The organism is Rhizobium metallidurans, assembly GCF_014196505.1.
Classification (GTDB): domain Bacteria; phylum Pseudomonadota; class Alphaproteobacteria; order Rhizobiales; family Rhizobiaceae; genus Rhizobium; species Rhizobium metallidurans.
Genome location: NZ_JACIDW010000004.1, coordinates 59,979 through 78,307 on the forward strand (window position 1 = coordinate 59,979; position 18,329 = coordinate 78,307).

General features: G+C 62.9%; 16 protein-coding genes and 2 riboswitches. Of the genes, 10 read left to right on the plus strand and 6 right to left on the minus strand.

Translation table 11 applies throughout. The features are described from left to right. The first annotated feature begins 1 nt into the window (after position 1). From GGQ67_RS09690 to GGQ67_RS09705, 4 genes are all read left to right on the plus strand, one after another. A complete protein-coding gene (locus GGQ67_RS09690) occupies positions 2-406 on the plus strand; it encodes an RNA-binding S4 domain-containing protein (protein WP_183899950.1) in 405 nt (134 codons plus the stop codon). A 194-nt stretch (positions 407-600) separates the two neighbouring features. Then, on the plus strand, positions 601-939 hold the full coding sequence (fdxA, locus tag GGQ67_RS09695) for a ferredoxin FdxA (protein ID WP_183899951.1): 339 nt from the start codon (positions 601-603) through the stop codon (positions 937-939). A gap of 395 nt (positions 940-1,334) precedes the next feature. Further along, complete coding sequence (locus tag GGQ67_RS09700) at positions 1,335-1,910, plus strand: CarD family transcriptional regulator (RefSeq protein WP_018901867.1); 576 nt, start codon at positions 1,335-1,337, stop codon at positions 1,908-1,910. Positions 1,911-2,289: 379 nt separating this feature from the next. Next, a complete protein-coding gene (locus tag GGQ67_RS09705; protein WP_183899952.1) occupies positions 2,290-3,150 on the plus strand; it encodes an RNA polymerase factor sigma-32 in 861 nt (286 codons plus the stop codon). Positions 3,151-3,214: 64 nt separating this feature from the next. Here the strand turns inward: GGQ67_RS09705 and GGQ67_RS09710 are convergent, their stop codons facing one another. The 5 genes from GGQ67_RS09710 to GGQ67_RS09730 form a co-directional block, all read right to left on the minus strand. Further along, positions 3,215-4,759 carry a M48 family metalloprotease gene (locus GGQ67_RS09710; protein WP_183899953.1) on the minus strand — a complete coding sequence of 515 codons (1,545 nt, stop codon included), beginning with the start codon at positions 4,757-4,759 and terminating at the stop codon, positions 3,215-3,217. Between the two features lie 241 nt (positions 4,760-5,000). Then, entirely contained in the window at positions 5,001-5,717 is a 717-nt protein-coding gene (locus GGQ67_RS09715; RefSeq protein WP_183899954.1) for a thiamine ABC transporter ATP-binding protein, read from the minus strand. Then, the gene (thiP, locus tag GGQ67_RS09720) at positions 5,710-7,359 is read right to left on the minus strand and encodes a thiamine/thiamine pyrophosphate ABC transporter permease ThiP (RefSeq protein ID WP_183899955.1); all 1,650 of its coding nucleotides are present in this window, start codon (positions 7,357-7,359) and stop codon (positions 5,710-5,712) included. The genes GGQ67_RS09715 and thiP overlap by 8 nt, the downstream gene beginning before the upstream one ends. A 13-nt stretch (positions 7,360-7,372) precedes the next feature. After that, on the minus strand, positions 7,373-8,353 hold the full coding sequence (gene thiB / locus GGQ67_RS09725) for a thiamine ABC transporter substrate binding subunit (protein WP_246400156.1): 981 nt from the start codon (positions 8,351-8,353) through the stop codon (positions 7,373-7,375). An 80-nt stretch (positions 8,354-8,433) separates the two neighbouring features. Continuing rightward, positions 8,434-8,549: riboswitch (TPP riboswitch) on the minus strand. Positions 8,550-8,621: 72 nt separating this feature from the next. After that, on the minus strand, positions 8,622-10,154 hold the full coding sequence (locus GGQ67_RS09730) for an MDR family MFS transporter (protein WP_183899957.1): 1,533 nt from the start codon (positions 10,152-10,154) through the stop codon (positions 8,622-8,624). Between the two features lie 116 nt (positions 10,155-10,270). Here GGQ67_RS09730 and GGQ67_RS09735 point away from each other — a divergent pair, with 116 nt between their 5' ends. The 4 genes from GGQ67_RS09735 to GGQ67_RS09750 all read left to right on the plus strand — a co-directional run bounded on the left by GGQ67_RS09735 (position 10,271) and on the right by GGQ67_RS09750 (position 14,108). Beyond that, a complete protein-coding gene (locus GGQ67_RS09735) occupies positions 10,271-10,807 on the plus strand; it encodes a MarR family winged helix-turn-helix transcriptional regulator (protein ID WP_183899958.1) in 537 nt (178 codons plus the stop codon). Between the two features lie 77 nt (positions 10,808-10,884). Next, the gene (locus tag GGQ67_RS09740; protein ID WP_183899959.1) at positions 10,885-11,541 is read left to right on the plus strand and encodes a thiamine diphosphokinase; all 657 of its coding nucleotides are present in this window, start codon (positions 10,885-10,887) and stop codon (positions 11,539-11,541) included. Between the two features lie 3 nt (positions 11,542-11,544). Next, positions 11,545-13,368 carry an ABC-F family ATP-binding cassette domain-containing protein gene (locus GGQ67_RS09745; RefSeq protein WP_183899960.1) on the plus strand — a complete coding sequence of 608 codons (1,824 nt, stop codon included), beginning with the start codon at positions 11,545-11,547 and terminating at the stop codon, positions 13,366-13,368. Between the two features lie 116 nt (positions 13,369-13,484). Next, complete coding sequence (locus tag GGQ67_RS09750) at positions 13,485-14,108, plus strand: DUF5666 domain-containing protein (protein WP_183899961.1); 624 nt, start codon at positions 13,485-13,487, stop codon at positions 14,106-14,108. Between the two features lie 15 nt (positions 14,109-14,123). On the opposite strand, the gene GGQ67_RS09755 is transcribed toward GGQ67_RS09750, so the two are convergent. After that, positions 14,124-15,953, minus strand: a complete 1,830-nt coding sequence (locus GGQ67_RS09755) for an ABC transporter ATP-binding protein/permease (protein WP_183899962.1) — start codon at positions 15,951-15,953, stop codon at positions 14,124-14,126. A 151-nt stretch (positions 15,954-16,104) separates the two neighbouring features. After that, positions 16,105-16,182: riboswitch (SAM riboswitch) on the plus strand. A 35-nt stretch (positions 16,183-16,217) separates the two neighbouring features. Between GGQ67_RS09755 and metA the strand changes: the two genes are divergently transcribed. Together metA and GGQ67_RS09765 are read left to right on the plus strand one after the other, a co-directional pair. After that, positions 16,218-17,141 carry a homoserine O-acetyltransferase MetA gene (gene metA, locus GGQ67_RS09760; RefSeq protein ID WP_183899963.1) on the plus strand — a complete coding sequence of 308 codons (924 nt, stop codon included), beginning with the start codon at positions 16,218-16,220 and terminating at the stop codon, positions 17,139-17,141. A gap of 104 nt (positions 17,142-17,245) precedes the next feature. Further along, positions 17,246-18,268, plus strand: a complete 1,023-nt coding sequence (locus tag GGQ67_RS09765) for an aldose epimerase family protein (protein ID WP_183899964.1) — start codon at positions 17,246-17,248, stop codon at positions 18,266-18,268. Positions 18,269-18,329: the final 61 nt, after the last annotated feature.

The following is an 18,329-nucleotide window of genomic DNA, read 5'->3' on the forward strand; positions in this document are numbered from 1 at the left end:
CATGAGCGAGAAGACACAGCCATCGAGCGGTTCGCGCCAGCGCATCGACAAGTGGCTGTTCTTCGCGCGCATGATCAAGTCGCGCTCGCTGGCGCAGGCCCATGTCCAATCAGGGCATGTGCGCATCAACGGCGAGCGCGTTTCCCAGCCAAGCCACCAGATCAAGATCGGCGACAGGATCGAGCTCTCGCTCGACCGACGCGAGCTCGTTCTCATCGTCAAATCGGGTGGCGCGCGGCGCGGCCCTTTCGAGGAGGCGCGCCTCCTCTACGACGACATCTCACCCTCGCCGGAAGACCGCAAGCGTCTGACGCCCTACGAGCAGGCGACCCGCGACACCGGCTCGGGACGACCGACCAAGAAAGAGCGCCGCGCAATCGACCGCCTGATGTCCGACGACGATTAGAAAATCCGTCTCCAAACTCGGCGCTTTGGCGCTCTCTTTATCCTTGAAATCCGGTGGTAAAGCCGATACTTCACAAGCAACTTGCCGGATGGCATGGCGGTTCCCGAGACTGCTCACGTCCTTCTCCGGCCAGGGGAAAGGCGCGACGTTCCAGGTTGCCCGGCCCCGTCTGCGTGAAAATCCTGGAGTTCCTCATGACCTATGTCGTGACCGACAACTGCATTCGCTGCAAATACACCGATTGCGTCGAAGTATGCCCTGTTGATTGCTTCTATGAAGGCGAGAATTTCCTCGCGATCAATCCCGACGAGTGCATCGATTGCGGCGTCTGCGAGCCGGAATGTCCCGCCGAGGCGATCAAGCCGGACACCGAACCGGGCCTCGACAAGTGGCTGAAGATCAATGCCGAGTTCGCCAGCATCTGGCCCAACATCACCGTCAAGAAGGACGCGATGGAAGGTGCCAAGGAAGTGGACGGCGAGACCGGAAAGTTCGAGAAATACTTCTCCGAAAAGCCTGGCGCCGGCGACTGATCGACCGATGATACTATAGTCTGAGACGACGCCGGAATTTGGCCGATCTCATGGCGGATATGCATGACTTATGGGGGCGACATGTGTTGCCCGCATGACTCACGCGCAGTAAATTATTGATTTCCTCATATTTTTGTGGTAACTTTCACACACTGTTCCTTTTGCGGCATCAAGGATGCCCCAAACCACCACGAAAGCAAACAAATCCAAGCGCGATTTCCGTGACATATCATGATCTTGAGCTGTCACGCCCCAAGATTGCGTGTCTGAATATGCTTGCTTCTCCCCGGTGGGACCAGAAGTAAAGTCACCCGACGGATCCGACCGTCTCATCCGGGCCTGACTGACCCGGCTCCGGCCTTGGCCGGAAGCGTAACAGGGAGTTTTTGACAAGAATGACGATCCAGCAGAAAAAGCCTTCAGCAGCCCGCCATGGTTTCAAGACCGGTGAATCGATCGTGTACCCCGCTCATGGCGTCGGTACCATCAGCGCCATCGAAGAGCAAGAAGTTGCCGGGATGAAGCTCGAACTTTTCGTTATCGATTTCGAGAAGGACAAGATGCGCCTGAAAGTGCCGGTCGCGAAGGCCATGAGCATTGGCATGCGCAAGCTTTCCGAGACGGATTTCGTCGAGCGTGCTTTGAAGGTCGTGCAGGGCAAGGCGCGCGTCAAGCGCACCATGTGGTCCCGTCGCGCGCAGGAATACGATGCCAAGATCAACTCCGGCGACCTGATCTCGATCGCTGAAGTCGTTCGCGATCTCTATCGTGCCGAAAACCAGCCGGAACAGTCCTATTCCGAACGCCAGCTTTACGAAGCGGCGCTTGACCGCATGGCGCGCGAAATCGCCGCCGTCAACAAGCTCTCGGAAACCGAAGCCGTCCGTCTCGTCGAAACGAACCTGAACAAGGGTCCGAAGCGCGGCAAGGCTGTCGAGGAAGATGAAGCAGAAGAGGAAGAAGCAGCCTGATCTCGGGCTTTCTTCCCACCAAAAAACCCGGCCATCGTGCCGGGTTTTTTATTGGAACCTTTTCCAAGGTCGCGCGTTTACACACTGTCACCACGGACTTCCGGGAGAAAGCAATTTCGCTGGAGGTCCGGTTTTCATGTCAGGATGCGACGAGGAGCGGATCATGCCTTCCACAAATTGCCGATTTGGCAACGTGAAGAAAACGATCTGGCCCCGAGGCATAACCAGCACATAGCAGTAACTAGGGCCTCTCTCTGAGACGTCCAGAGTTCGAGGCTTTCATATCTTCAAGCCATGAATTTGATCCGGTCAGCAATGTCCGGAAGCAAGCCTTGTTTGCCCTTTTTCGGGGCTAAAAGCCTGAGCTCAGGAGACCGATATGAAGAACATGTCTGCAGACCGGCGCATGATCAAGATCGCCATGGCGGCTCCCTATCTTGCCCGCGAGGAAGAACACGACCTCGCCGTGCGCTGGAAGCACAATGACGACCGCGGGGCGCGCAACCAGATCGCAATGGCCCATATGCGCCTCGTCATTTCGATGGCCGCGAAATTCCGCAACTTCGGACTTCCAATGAGCGACCTCGTCCAGGAAGGCTATGTCGGCCTCCTGGAGGCCGCCGCCCGTTTCGAGCCGGAGCGCGACGTGCGCTTCTCCACCTATGCAAGCTGGTGGATCCGCGCCTCCATCCAGGATTACATCCTGCGCAACTGGTCGATCGTGCGTGGCGGCACCAGTTCTGCCCAGAAGGCGCTGTTCTTCAATCTGCGCCGCCTGCGCGCCAAGCTGGCCAAGGGCGATACGCAGCTGACGCTGCAGTCCATCCACCAGGAGATCGCCGCCGCGCTCGGCGTCAGCCTCTCCGACGTGCAGACCATGGATGCCCGCCTTTCCGGCAACGACGCCTCGCTGCAGGCGCCGTCCGTTTCGGGTGATGCCGATAGCGCCGAGAAGATGGATTTCCTCGTCAGCAACGAGCCGTTGCCCGACGAACAGGTCACCAACATGATCGACGGTGAACGCCGCCGGGTGTGGCTTGCCTCCGCGCTTACCCATCTCAACGAACGCGAGATGAAGATCATCAGCGCCCGCCGGCTTGCCGAGGATGGCGCGACGCTGGAAGAACTCGGCGCCGACCTTGGCATCTCCAAGGAGCGCGTCCGCCAGATCGAAAGTCGCGCCATGGAAAAACTCAGGACGGCGCTCGTCAGCGCCGATCCGTACATGGCCGCGAACTAACCCCCGATTACTCCGAGATTACTCCCCCAGTGATGTAACTAGCCCGGCGCAAGCCGGGCTCTTTTTATTCCGAGATGATTTTGACGCGGTCGCCGGGTGCGACGGAGGCGCCGGTTGGCAGGGCGTTGATCAGCTTGAACAGATCGAGCTTGCGGTCGGTTCCCATCATCCGCGCCGCCAGCGTGGTGATGTTGTCGCCCGGCTGCACCGTCAGCACCCGGACCCTGAGCGGCTTCAGCGACGCGGCCTCGGCCGGCGTCATGCGGCGGAAGCTGGAGCGCAGCACGTCGGCGGTCGGTTGCAGCGCGGCGCTCCCCTTCGGCACGGCCGTGAGGAAGCGGAAGATCTGCGCATTGTTGCGCACGACCGTGACGTCGAAATCCCAGCGGTCGGCGCTTGCCCGCGCGGTGGCGGCCTCCATCCCGTTGACGGTGATCTGCCGGATGGTCGACGGATCGAGCCCGGTGACCCAGCCGCTCGAGATATAGTTGGTCAGCGACTGGTTCTGGTTGTCGGCCACCCCGTCGAAACGGATGGCGATGTCGCCGGGACCGGTCGCCATCACGGCCTCGACCTTGTTGTCGATCTTGAAGTCGGGCGGCACGTCGAAGCGGATGCCGAGACCGCCATGCAGGAAGGTCTGGCCGCGAACATAGCCCTCCTCCGGGCTGTCGCCGTAGAGCAGGCCATCGATGCCGTCGAGATAGTATCCGCGCCCGGTATCGCCGACCTTGCCCTCCTGGCCGAAGGCGCGGGCGTGGCCGCGCGCGAGCTCGATGCGCTGCGCCGAGTTCGGATGGCTCGACAGGAAGTCCAGGCTCTGGTCGGCATCGGGATCGACGGACATGAAACGGCTGTAACCGGCCATGGAATCGAGGAAGCGGCTGGCCGCATAGGGATCGTAGCCCGCTTCGCCGAGCATGCGCACACCGATGACGTCCGCCTGCAATTCCTGCTGTCGCGAGAAGGCGGCAAGACGCAGCTTGCCGCGCGCCAGCGCCTGCTTGCCGGCGATATCGCTCGACAGCACTTCGGCGACGACGCGGCTGGCGATGACTTCCGCCTCTTCGCGCTTCTGGCGTTCGATGCCGTGATTGGCGGTGACATGGCCCATTTCGTGCGAAAGCACCGCCGCCACTTCCGAGGCGTCGTTGGCAAGCGCCAGAAGCCCGCGGGTGACGTAGAGATAGCCGCCCGGGAGCGCGAATGCGTTGATCGCCGGCGAATTCAGGATGGTGATGCGGTAGGACTGGCTCGGATTTTCCGACACCGCCGTCAGCGCGCCGGCAATGCGCGCCACCAGCCGCTCGGTCTTCGCATCCTTGTATTCGCCGCCATAGCTCGCGACGATACGCGGATGTTCGCGCGCGCCCATCGCCGCGCGCGGATCGTTCTTCTGCACCTCGTCGACGATCTGCGGATTGGACGAAGGGCCGACACTGGGTTGATAGGATTGTTCGAGCGCCGACTGGCAGCCGTAGAGCGCCACGGTGGAGACGGACAGGATCGACGCCAGCCGCGCCCAGCGGCACGCTGCGAAGAACACATCACTGGAAGGCGCGGGCAGTTTCCACGTCGTCATGCGGTCCAGTCTGGCTCTCCGAGTCATCGTGCTTCTCGGCCGGCTCGCCGTCATCGCGCCCCGGTCGTCTTCATCAAGGTTCAACAGGCGTACGCCCCCGTTTCCGCAATGCACAATCGAGGACCCAAGCCTTTGCTTTAGCTGATTTCCGCATCGGTTGCATAGCGAGACTCTGCCTAATTATGGCGGCTTTATACTTTAGCAAGCCTAACGTGGTTAAGGAGTTCTCTGGGTCGCCGCAAATTATGGCGAAAGTGCCGTTGTGTTGTTAAGATTCGTCGATCCGTAAAAATTGCCGCAGCGCCGCATTGTCCTCGCCGGTCGAAAAACGATCGATCGGCGCGGCCACGGCGACGCTCCCATGATCGATGAAAATCGCATAGTCGGCGATCCGCCTGATCTCGTCGGCGTCGTGCGATACGATCACGACCGTATTGCCGCTGTCGCGGTGCATGGCCAGAAGCAGCCCCGCCATGTCGCGGCGCAGGCTCGGATCGAGCGCGGCGAAGGGCTCGTCGAGCAACAGGATGGGCCGCTCGCGCACCAGCGCCCGCGCGAACGCCACCCTCTGCCGCTCGCCGCCCGACAGCGTCGCCGGCATCCGCTTTTCGAAGCCTGCCAGACCGACCTTCGCCAGCGCCGACGCAATGGCGTGCCGATCGGCATTGCCAAGTTTCAAAGCTGGATGGATGCCGAGCCCGATATTGGTGAAGACGTCGAGATGCGCGAAGAGGTTGCTGTCCTGAAACACCAGTGACACGGGACGCTCGGCCGGATGCTGGCGACCGATATCCTTCCCGCGGAACAGAATTCGCCCTCCATCCGCCATGTCGAAACCGGCCAGCAGATTGAGGAAGGTCGACTTTCCGGCACCCGATGCGCCCGTGACGCCGATAACGGCGCCCTCGGGCAGCGCGCAATCGAACAGGAAACCATTCTGGCCAAGCCGCAGCGTCACGCCGCGCATCTCGATGGCATCAGTCATGCGATAGCGCCTCCCGCTTCGGTTCATCCGCCACCCCCGAGCCCATCGTGCCCGAAATCGTCAGCAACAGGCAGATCACTCCGAGGATCAGCGCCAGCCCGTCCGCGTCGTTGGTGCGATAGCTGCCGAGGCTGGAATAGACCAGCCACGGCAGCGTCACGAAACTATCCGAACCGAACAGCGCCACGGCGCCAAGATCGCCCAGCGACAGCGCCATGGCAAACGACAGCGCCGTCAGCACCGGCTTGCGCAGGTCGGGCCATGAGATCAGCCGCAGCTTGGCGAGGCCGGAGACGCCGAGGCTGGCGCTCAGCCGCTGCGTGCGGCGCTGGTGGATCGCATAGGCCGGCTCCAGCACCCTGACGACGAAGGGCATCGCCATCAGCGCATTGATGGCGACGACGAGCACCGGCGCCACGACATTGACATCGCCGACATCGCGCGCCGCCAGGAACCATCCCGTGGCGAGAACGATGGGCGGAAAAAGCAACACGAGCGACGAAGCGGCCCCCATGGCGGCGAAGAAGGATCGCGCGCCGCGACGCGCACGACGTTCAAGCGAGAGCGTATGGCGCGCGCGCACGAGCGGCATCGACAGCGTGAGCGACAGCAGCGCGGACGAGAGCGCCATCACGCCACTGGTGGCAAGCGCCCGCCAGAAGATCGCTTCGCCGACGAGCTTCGCCAGATCGGCGCGCAGGCCGGCGACGACGATGAAGAGCAGCGGCAGCCCGAGAAACAGCACCGCCAGCGTGAGAAGCGCGCGATCGGCGATCCGCGCGCCGAACAGGGCGCCATCGGGCCGCCGGATCGTGAGACCCGCGGTCAGCCCCGCATCTCCTGATGCCGGCAAAAGCGACAGGATGCCGAGCACCACCGCCGTCAGCGCGATCTGCAGCAGCGACAGGGCCACCGCGCGACCGGGGTCGAAATCGAAGCGCAGCGACTGGTAGATCGCCACCTCGATCGTGGTCGCCGCCGGGCCGCCGCCGAGCATCAGCACCAGGGTGAAACTGGTGGCGCAGAGCATGAAGATCAGTCCGGCCACACCAGGGACGACCGAGCGCAGCACCGGCCATTCGATGAAACGGAAGACGGACACCGGCCGCATGCCGAGCCCGCTCGCCACCAGCCAGTATTCGCCGGGCACCCGCTCCAGCGCCGCCAGCATCAGCCGGCAGGCAAGCGGCAGGTTGAAGAAGACATGCGCAAGCAGAATGCCCGACAGGCCATAAATGCTGACGGGCCGATCGACACCCGCCCATGAGAGCATCGTGTTGACGACGCCCTGCCGACCCCAGATGCCGATCAGGCCGAGCGCGCCGATCAGCACCGGCAGTCCCATCGGCACCGCCATCAGCCGGATGATCCAGATGCGGCCGATAAATCGCGGTTGCCGCGCCAGCGCCCGCGCAACCGGAATGGCGAGCGCCACCGACAGCAGCGTCGAGAGCGCCGCCTGCAAAAGCGTGAAGCGCAGGACACGCAGAATGTATGGATCGGAAAGGATCGACCCCAGAGGCATGCCGTCGGTGGCGGTCAGCAGCGACAGCGTCGCGACCGTCACGAAGACGAGGATGCCGGCGAGGCTGAGCGCCCCGCCGGCCAGCGCATATCGTCTTTCGGACGGCGCAAGAAGCATCAATTCATGCTCATCAATTCATGCTCATGGCTGCGAGCCACTCGTCGATCCAGGCCTTGCGGTTCCTGGCAACCTCATCCGAACTCATAAGGAAGGTCTTCGACGGGTTGACGAGCTTGCCGAAGGCATCCGGCAGCGGCTCCGAGGTCTTGGACACCGGCATCATCCAGTTGTTGGTCGGGATCGTGTCCTGAAAGCCGGGCGTGATCATGAACTTCAGGAAGTCCCGCGCCAGCGCCTTGTCCGGCGCGTTCTTCAGGAGACCGGCGACCTCGATCTGGATGTAGTGCCCTTCGGAGAATGAGGCTGCCTGGTAGCGATCCGTGTTTTCCGAAACCATGTGGTAGGCCGGCGATGTCGTGTAGGAGAGCACCATCGGCGCCTCGCCCTTGGTGAACAGGCCATAGGCCTCCGACCAGCCGGGCGTCACCGTCAGCACGCGCTTCTTGAGCTTGGCCCAGGCTTCCGGCGCCTGGTCGCCATAGACCGACTTGACCCACAAGAGCAGGCCGAGACCAGGCGTCGAGGTACGGGGGTCCTCGATGACGATCTTCTGCGCGGGATCGCCATCGACCAGCTCCTTCAGGCTCGTCGGCGGCGTCTTGATCGTCTGCGTGTCGTAGATCACGGCGAAGTGGCCGTAGTCATACGGCACGAAGACGTCATCCTTGAACCCGCCAGGCACCGTCAGCGCGCCGGTATCGACGCCGCTGGCATCAAACAGGCCGGTGGCCTTGGCTTCGGTGATGAGGTTCGTGTCGAGGCCGAGCACGAGATCGGCCTTGGTGCCAGATCCCTCGAGCTTCAGGCGCGACAGCAGCGCCACGCCATCGGCGACGCTGACGAAATTGACGCTGCAGCCGCAGGTCTTCTCGAACGCCGCCTTCACCTTGGGGCCGGGACCCCATTCGGAGGTGAAGCTCTCATAGGTGTAGATGGTGAGCGTCTTGTCGGCGGCCTGGGCCGCCGTTGCCGAAAAGCCCGCCAACAGCATGGCGGCGCCGAGCGCATAGGTTTTGAAATGGGTCATGACACCTCTCCTCTAGGTTCAATGAAGGGGAAAAGGGCGGTGCCTGGTGTCACGCGTCTAATCCCTCCGCCGGTGTTAGCCGGATCAGGTTCCGCGGGTTGGCTTTCGCAAGCCTCTCAGCCAAATATCGCAAGGATACGAGGCACCCCGTTAGAGCGTCGCAAGGTGTATATCCGTAGCCGGCGTCTGGCAAGAGCGGACGTCGGCCCGGGTTGTCAGTCAGGTCCGCCGGCTATTCGGCGGCCTCGGCGGTCGCTTTCGCGGGTGCGGCGCCGGCGCGCGGCAATTGCACCGGCTTCAGCATCAGTGCCGCGACCAGCCCGATCAGCGCGATGCCGCAGGAGGTCATGAACAGCGGCACGAAGGCATTGGCATAGGCTTCCGCCACCGCCTGGCGCGCGGCCTCCGGCAGGGCGGCCAGCATCTTCGGCGTCAGCTGCTCGATATCGGTCACGCCGGGAATGGAGGAGCCGACGCGCGCGAGCTGCGAGCCGATGATCGCGCCGTAGATCGAGATCGCGATCGACGCGCCGCCCATGCGCGACAGGGTCACCGAGCCGGTCGCCGCGCCGATATCGCGCACCGGCGCGGCGTTCTGCACGCCGATGATCGGAACCTGCTGCGCCAGGCCAATGCCGACGCCCTGCAGCGTCATCACCGCGCCGATGAAGACGATCGGCGTGCCGGCTTGAAACTGCGACAGCAGCGCGAAAGCCAGCGCATTGCAGCTGAGGCTGGCGACGGCGAACGGCTTGTAGCGCCCCGTCACCGAAATGATCCGCCCCGCCGAGATCGACCCGCACATCAGGCCGCCCGTGAGCAGGATGAAGAACAGCCCGGCCGCGGACGGAGAAAGACCCGTCGTGGTCTGCAGGAAGAGCGCGAAATAGTTCAGCATGCCGATGGCGATGCCACCGCTCATGATCGACATGATCAGCAGCAGGCTGAAGGTCGAATTGCGAAACAGCGACAGCGGAATGATCGGTTCGGCGGCGCGGCGCTCGACGAATACCCACGACACCAGGAAGACCACGCCGGCGGCGATGATCGCGAGATTGAGCGGTGCGATCAGCGAGCCGAACACCTGCGCGCCATCGGCGGCGAGCACGATGCTTGTCGTCGTCAGCGCCAGGAGAATGGCGCCGGCATAATCGATCGTCGGACGGCGGTTCGGCTTGCGATAGGGAAGCATGACCGCCAGGCCGCCGAGCACGACGACGCCGATCGGGATATTGACGAGGAAGATCGAACGCCAGCCGAAGAGATCGCTCATCGTGCCGCCGAGCACCGGCCCGATGGCGCCCGACGCCATCAGCACGAGGCTGACATAGCTCTGGTACTTGGCGCGCTCGCGCGGCTCGAAAAGATCGGCCGTCACCGCGAAGATCGACACCATCACGCCGCCGCCGCCGAGGCCCTGCAGCAGGCGCGCGGCGATCAGCGTGTTCATCGACACCGCCATCCCGCAAACCGCCGAACCGACGGTGAAGATCAGGATCGCGGCCATCATCACATATTTGCGGCCAAAGAGATCGCCCAGCTTGCCGTAAAGCGGCATCACGGCGCTGACAGCCAGCAGATAGGCAGAGCCGACCCAGCTGAACCGATCGAGTTGCCCGAACTCGCCGACGATCGTCGGAAGCGCCGTGGCGACGATCTGGTTGTCGAGCATGGCCATGAACATGGCGGTCATCAGGAAAAGAAACAGGATGAGCCGGCGACGCGGATCGGTCACCAGCGGCTGCGCGGCGATCTGTACATTCATGAGGGCGATCTTTCAGGTTATGGCGAATTTATGTGACATCAGCACATAAATGTCAATGTCACATAAATGACATCTGCATGTTTTCTTGCGCCGCACTTCCTGCTATCGTCCGACACATGAATGAGACCGCAGAAAAAACCCGCGAGCCGGACGCCGCGATCGAGGACATCGTCCATATCGGGCAGAGCATGACCCGTATGCGGGTGATAACGGGGCGGCGCCTGATCGCCCGCCTCGCCATCGCCAAGGTGGCGCCCGATATCGAACTCTCGCATCTCGACGTGCTCGATGCCGTCATGCGCGCCTCCGAGCAGGGGGAGGTCACCGTCGGCACCATAGCCGAAGCCATGCGCATCGATCCCTCGCGCGCCAGCCGGATCGTCGCCGACATGGTGGGCCGGGACGTCCTGCGGCGCGCCGCCTCGCAGCAGGACGCGCGGCGCATCCTCGTGGAGGTCACCCCCTTCGGCCAGCGCCTGCTGGAAGAGCTGAAGGCCCAGAAGCTCGCCATCATCAAGGATGTGATCGCCGACTGGTCGGCTGAGGAGGCGGAGGCCTTCGCCGGCCTGTTCGACAAGTTCATGGGTGGCTTCGAGCGCGTCTTCGCCGTCAAGGACAAGAACCTGCCGCCGGCGCCCAGCCTGTCAAAATAAAGCCAAAGGTTACCCGGGCTCGCCGATAAAGACATGCTGGCGCCCTTTCCCTTTTCCGCCGCTTTGCGCTATGGGCAATGCCCATGAGCCAATCCACCTTCACCATCCTGCTCGGCGGCGAGCTGCACATGACGGAGCGCCTTCGCGCCGCCGTATCCGGCAGCCGTTTCATCGCGGCCGATGGCGGCATGCGGCACGCGCTGGCGCTCGATGTCCGGCCGGAGCTCTGGGTCGGCGATTTCGATTCCACGCCGGATGATCTGACGGCCGCATTCTCGGATATCCCGCGAAAACCCTACCCCGCCGCCAAGGCCGCGACCGACGGCGAAATCGCCGTGTCGGAAGCGATCGCGCGCGGCGCGACACGACTGATCCTCGCGGGCGCCCTTGCAGGCGACCGCTCCGACCACGCGCTGCAGCACCTCATCTACGCCGTCAGCCTCGCCGAGGCCGGCCTCGATGTACTTTTGACCTCAGGAACGGAAGAAGCCGTGCCGCTGATCGCGGGAAGCATCACGCTCGACCTGCCGAAGAACGGCCTGTTTTCCGTGCCCGCCTTCAGCGAGCTCAACGGTCTCTTCATCGAGAACGCCCGCTATCCGCTCAGCGATTTCCATTTGCCCTTCGGCTCGTCGCGCACCATTTCCAATGTCGCGGAAGGCCCCGTACGCTTCTCGCTTGAAAGCGGCCGCGCCATCGTGCTCGCCCGCCCTTACGATCTTTCCGGAGTCTGATTTTTGGCGCCCCCTATCCTTAAACTCGACGATATCTTCCTGAGCTTCGGCGGCGCGCCGCTTCTGGCGGGCGCCGCCCTGCAGGTGGAGCCCGGCGACAAGATCTGCCTTGTCGGCCGCAACGGTTCCGGCAAGTCGACGCTGCTGAAGATTGCCGCCGGCATGGTCGAGGCACAATCCGGCGAGGTGTTCCGCCATCCGTCATCGACCGTGCGCTATCTCGAACAGGCGCCCGATTTCGCCGGCTACAACACCGTGCAGGCCTATGCGGAAGCGGGCCTTGGACCGGGAGACGACCCCTACCGCGTCACATACCTTCTCTCGCATCTCGGCCTCACCGGCGAGGAAGACCCGAAGAACCTCTCGGGCGGCGAAGCGCGCCGCGCGGCCCTTGCCCGCGTTCTGGCGCCCGAACCCGATATCCTGCTCCTGGACGAGCCGACCAACCATCTCGACCTGCCCACCATCGAGTGGCTGGAAGGCGAGCTGCAGAAGACCCGCAGCGCGCTGGTTCTGATCTCGCACGACAGGCGCTTCCTCGAAAAAGTCTCGACCGCCACCGTCTGGCTCGACCGCGGCACCTCGCGCCGCCTCGACCGTGGCTTCGCCCATTTCGAGGCCTGGCGCGACCAGGTGCTTGAGGCCGAGGAGATGGAGCAGCACAAGCTCGGCAAGGCGATCGAGCGCGAGGAGCATTGGCTGCGCTACGGCGTCACCGCGCGCCGCAAGCGCAACATGCGCCGCCTCGGCGAGTTGCAGACGATGCGCGCCAGCTATCGCGGCCACAAGGGACCGCAGGGCACCGTGCAGGCGACCGTTTCCGACGCGCAGGAATCCGGCAAGCTCGTCATCGAAGCCGACAAGATCACCAAGACCTATGGCGAGCGCCCGATCGTCGCGCCGTTTTCGATCCGTGTTCATCGCGGCGATTGCATCGGCCTCGTCGGCCCGAACGGCGCCGGCAAGACGACGATCCTGAAGATGCTGACGGGCCAGCTCGCGCCCGACACCGGCATCATCAAGCTCGGCACCAATCTGGAGATCGCCACGCTCGACCAGAAGCGCGAGGATCTGAACCCAGAGGACACGCTGGCGCACTATCTCACCGACGGACGCGGCGAGAACCTGCTCGTCAACGGCGAGCAGCGCCACGTCACCGGCTACATGAAGGAGTTCCTGTTCCAGCCGGAGCAGGCCCGCACGCCGATCAAGAACCTTTCCGGCGGCGAGCGCGCCCGCCTGATGCTTGCCCGCATGCTGGCGCGGCCATCCAACTTGCTGATCCTCGACGAACCGACCAACGATCTCGACATCGAGACGCTGGACCTGCTGCAGGAGGTCGTCGCCGGCTTCCCGGGTACCGTCATCCTCGTCAGCCACGACCGTGACTTCCTCGACCGCACCGTGACCTCGACGATCGCACCCGCCGTGCCGGACGCGCCCGATGGCCGCTGGATCGAATATGCCGGCGGCTATTCCGACATGCTGGCGCAGCGCAAGGGTGCTGCCGACGAGCGCAAGAAGGCGGAAAAGGCCGAGAAGACGAAAGCGCAGGAGGCGGCTCCCGCCGCCGAAGCGCCGAAGGGCAAAGGAAAGCTCTCCTTCAAGCAGAAGTTCGCGCTCGAAAACCTGCCCAAGGAGATGGCCAAGGCCGAAGCCGAGATCGCCAAGCGCGAGGAAAAGATGGCCGACCCCAACCTCTTCTCCAAGGACCCCACGACCTTCAACCGACTGGCTGCCGAAATGGAAAAACTCCGCGACAGCCTGGTGAAGATGGAAGAGGAATGGCTGGAGCTCGAAATGCTCCGGGAAGAGCTGGAAGGCTAAGGGGCGGGCCTTCGCCGCGAGCGCGGTTTGCCTCACATTTCATTGATTAGCCAGCACTGAAACCTCGTGCCTAAGCTCCCGGAGGCTCCAGCCCCCGGGGCCATGAGGAGAAAACCATGTCTCGCTATCTGAATACCAGCCATGTCGCGGCGCTTGCCGTCGGCATCCTTCTGGGCACGTCGCATGTGACTTCCGCCGCCGACCCACGGAACGTGCGCGTGCGCGGCGATGTCGCCAGCCTGACCGGCGACACGCTCGTCGTCAAAACCCGAGAGGGCGCCGACCAGACGGTCACGCTGAAGCCTGACTGGAAGGTCGGCGGAATCAGGAAGGCATCCGTCGACGACATCAAGCCCGGCGATTTCGTCGGCATCGCCTCGCTGCCCCGGCAGGACGGCGGCGACGGCGCGCTGGAAGTGCTGATCTTTCCGGCGGCCATGAAAGGCACCGGCGAGGGAAGCCGGCCCTGGGATCTGAAGCCCAACAGTAGCATGACCAATGCAACCGTGGCCAAGGCCGTCAAATCCGTCGACGGCCACACCGTGACGCTGACCTACCAGGGCAAGGAAAAGACCATCTCGATCGCGGACGATACGCCGATCGTGACCTTCACCGCCGCGCGGAAGTCCGACCTGACACCGGGCGCGCATATCATCGTCATGGGCGAAAAGGCCAGTGACGGAACGGTCTCCGCGGCACGGGTCACCGTCGGCACCAACGGCATCGTTCCGCCGATGTGATCGCGATCACGACGATCAGAGCGCGGGCGCCGGCGTGTTCGACGCTTTGTCCGCGACCTTGCCTTGCTCGGGCTTGGCGGCAAGCGCTTCGAGATGCAGCACGCGCGGATGGAAGGCCTCGATATAGGCGTCGGAGCGGCCGATATAGATCATCGCCGCCTCCGGCATCGCCTCGAGCACCTTCATCATCGTCGACTGCCATTCGGGCTCCATGCCCTCGAGCACTTCGTCGAAGACCATCCACTGCGGACGCACCAGCAAGAGCCGCGCGAAGCCGATGGCGCGCTGTTCATCGGCATCGAGCAGCTTGTCCCAGCGCGCGCGCGTATCCAGACGGGCAACGAGATTGTGCAGCCCCGCCTTTTCGAGCGCCGCGATCACATCGTCGTTCTTGTAGGTGTCGGCGGCTGCGGGAAACGCCAGCGCTTCGCGCAACGTGCCACCCGGAATATAGGCCGATTGCGGCACGAACAGCATGTCGTCGGTGGGCGGCAGGCCGATCTTGCCGCTGCCGCAGGGCCACAGCTCCGACATGGCCAGGAACAGCAGCTTGCGATTGACGTTGTGATCGCCGTTGATCATCACCTTCTCGCCGGCCTTGATGGTGACGCTGCCTTCCTGCAGCCGGAAGCCGCCGCACTGGTCGATCTCCTCGTCCATCTTGGTGGCGATGGTCACATCCTCGAGCGTCAGCGTGCCCGGCGCGCTGCGTTCGTAGGCGATCGTCTCCTTGAGATCGACATCGTCGCCCATCGTGGTCAGAGCCTGGCGGAAGTCGGTGACGCGCATCAAGGTCGCGCGCCATTCGGCGATCGGCCCAAAGTTGGACACGTACCAGCGCAGCGCCGTGTTCACCTGGTTGAAGGCGCCGACCGACATCATCAGTTGACCGAAGGTGAGGCCGCCGGAGAAATAGGCGGGCGCCGCCACGATGATCGGGATGACGACGACGAGCCAGCCGTAGCCGGCTGACACCCAGGTCAGGTTGACGTTGGCCATCGCCAGCTTCTTGATGACGGCGAGAACGGCGCTGATGTCGGTGTTGATCCGCCCCCGCTCGTTTTCTTCCCCGCGCGCAGCCGTGATCGCCGGAATGTTCTCGTTGGCGTGCATCAGCGCGAAACGCAGCTCCGCCTCCCTGGAGAAGCGGTCCGCGTTGAGCTTGACGAGCTTGCGGCCGACGAGCTGGCTCAGCACCGAGGCGGACGCGGCGTAAAAGATCGCCGCCCAGACCATATAGCCTGGAATGGAAAAGGCGTACTCACCGAAGCGGAAGACGAAGCCGCTCGACAATTCCCAGAGAACACCGATGAAACTCACCAGAAGGATCGTCGACTGCACCAGGCCGATCACGAGCCCCGTGGTGCTTTCCGCCAGATTGCGCGCATCCTCATGCAGGCGCTGGTCCGGATTGACCCCGATCAGCCCGCTGGAAGCGAGCCTGAGCGCCCGCTTGCGCTGCAGCCACTGATCGACGAGATCGCGTGTCAGTCCCTCGCGCATATAGAGCGCCGTCATCTGGTTGAGCCAGGCCTGGATCACGTTGAGCAGGAGCAGCATGCCGGCGATCAACGCGAAGATCTTCAACTGGTAGAAAAACCCCGGCAGATCGCGACGCGAGATGGCGTCGTAGAATGGCGCGTTCCATTGGTTGAGAATGACCGTGGCATATGCCGTCGCCAGAATGATGCCGATCAATGCCGTCGAGAGAATGAGCACCGGCACGCGCACCTTGGAATGCCAGAATGCCGAAAACATCACCTTGAGGCGGAAGATCAGGCTGAGATCATACCCGACCCGGTCCTGCCCCTGGATGCTCGGTCTGCTTTTGACGTCCTCTGCCATCATGCTTCCTTACGCGTCTGTAGCACCTGAATAGCACCGTGAGTCAGCCTGTCCAGCAACAGTTTCTAGCATCAGGTAACGGGGGAGTGACCATGGCGCCGACGAGGCGGCTTCTTTCGACGATTGATTCGCGGCCCGACTGGCGCTATTTAGAGCGCTCCGTGGTGATTTGGCCGGCCGGCTTGCAGCCACGTTAAAGAAGTTGCTAAAGGGCCGCGTGCGGACCGATAGCGATATATTCGTATTTTTCATCGAGTGACCGCTATGCCGATCAAGATCCCCGATACCCTGCCCGCCTTTGAAACCCTGGTTCAGGAAGGTGTGCGCGTCATGACCGAGACGGCCGCGATCCGTCAGGACATTCGCCCCCTGCAGATCGGGCTTCTGAACCTCATGCCGAACAAGATCAAGACCGAGATCCAGATGGCGCGCCTCATCGGCGCCTCGCCGCTGCAGGTCGAGCTGTCGCTTGTTCGCGTCGGGAACCACAAGGCGAAGAACACCTCGGAAGACCATCTCTTCTCCTTCTACCAGACCTGGGAGGAGATCCAACATCGGAAGTTCGACGGCTTCATCATCACCGGCGCGCCGATCGAAACGCTTCCATACGAAGACGTCACTTATTGGCATGAAATGCAGCAGATTTTCGACTGGACGCGCACCAGCGTGCACTCCGCGATGAATGTCTGCTGGGGCGCGATGGCCGCGATCTACCATTTCCACGATATTCCGAAGCACGCGCTGACGGAAAAGGCATTCGGCGTCTATCGCCACAAGAACCTCAAGCCGTCGTCGGTCTACCTGAACGGTTTCTCGGACAATTTCGAGGTCCCGGTCTCGCGCTGGACGGAAGTGCGACGCGCCGACATCGAAAAATCCGACACGCTCGAAATCCTGATGGAATCGAGCGAGATGGGCGTCTGCCTCGTGCACGAGAAGAAAGGCAACCGGCTCTATATCTTCAACCACGTCGAATATGATTCGACGTCGCTCGCCGACGAGTATTTCCGCGACGTGAATGCCGGCGTTCCGATCAAGATGCCGCACAACTATTTCCCGCACAACGACCCGTCGATCCCGCCGCAGAACCGCTGGCGCAGCCACGCGCATCTGCTTTTCGGCAACTGGATCAACGAAATCTACCAGACGACACCCTACAATCTGGAAGATATTGGCGAGGACGGCTGAGGCTTTTCGTCTCGCTTGTTTTTATAGCGCGACGGTTGCGATTTCATTCAATTGAGAGCAGGTTCTGGCCCGAAATTGTGGACGCGAACCGGGGAGGAAACAGGATGGCGGATGGCTTGAAGCGGGACGTTTTTGGGACGACGAAGACGGGCGAGACCGTCCATCGCGTCGAAATCTCGGGCGGCGGCCTGACCGCCAAGGTGATCACCTGGGGCGCCGTCATCCAGGACCTCAGGCTCGAGGGTCATGATGCGCCGCTGACCCTTGGGTTCGACGATTTCGACAGCTATCCCGCGCACTCCGCCTATTTCGGCGCGACGCCCGGCCGCAACGCCAACCGCATCGGCGGCGGCAGGTTCACGCTCGATGGCAATGACTATCAGCTCGACCTCAACGAAAATGGCGTCAGCCACCTGCATGGCGGCTTCGAGAACATCGCGCTGCGCAACTGGACGATCGTCGAGCACGACAGCGACCGCGTCGTCCTGAAGATCGTCGATGCCGATGGTCGCGGCGGCTATCCCGGCAATTGCACCATCCTCGTCACCTACCGCGTGCATGGCGACGGCGAGCTCTCCGTCGTCTACGAGACGACAAGCGACCAGCCGACCATCGCCAATGTCTGCCAGCACGCCTATTTCAATCTCGACGGCCGCGACGACACGCTGGGCCACGACATCATGATCGCAGCCGACAGCTATCTTCCGACCGACGAGCGCCAGATCCCGACCGGCGAGATCCGCCCGGTGCAAGGCACGGTATTCGATTTCCGCGAAATGGCCTCGCTGAAGCGCTTCGAAGGCGACACCCAGGCGCTCTACGACCATAATTTCTGCCTTTCGTCCGAACGTGTCGCCAAGCGTTCCGTGGTGCTGGCACGCAGCCTCTATTCCGGCGTCTCGATGGAAGTGCGCACGACCGAGCCCGGCGTCCAGTTCTACGCCGCCTTCAAGCTCGATGTGCCGGTACCCGGCATCGGTGGCCGCAAATACGGCCCCTTCGCCGGCTTCTGCCTGGAAACCCAGATCTGGCCGGACGCCATCAACCATGAGGGCTTCCCCAACGCGGTTCTGCGCCCCGGCGAGGTGCTGCGCCAGGAAACCGACTACATCTTCTCGAAGAGCTGACGGCGAAAAGCCGACCACTGCTGATGTCATCAAACCCTCGCGGAACTTTGCGAGGGTTTTT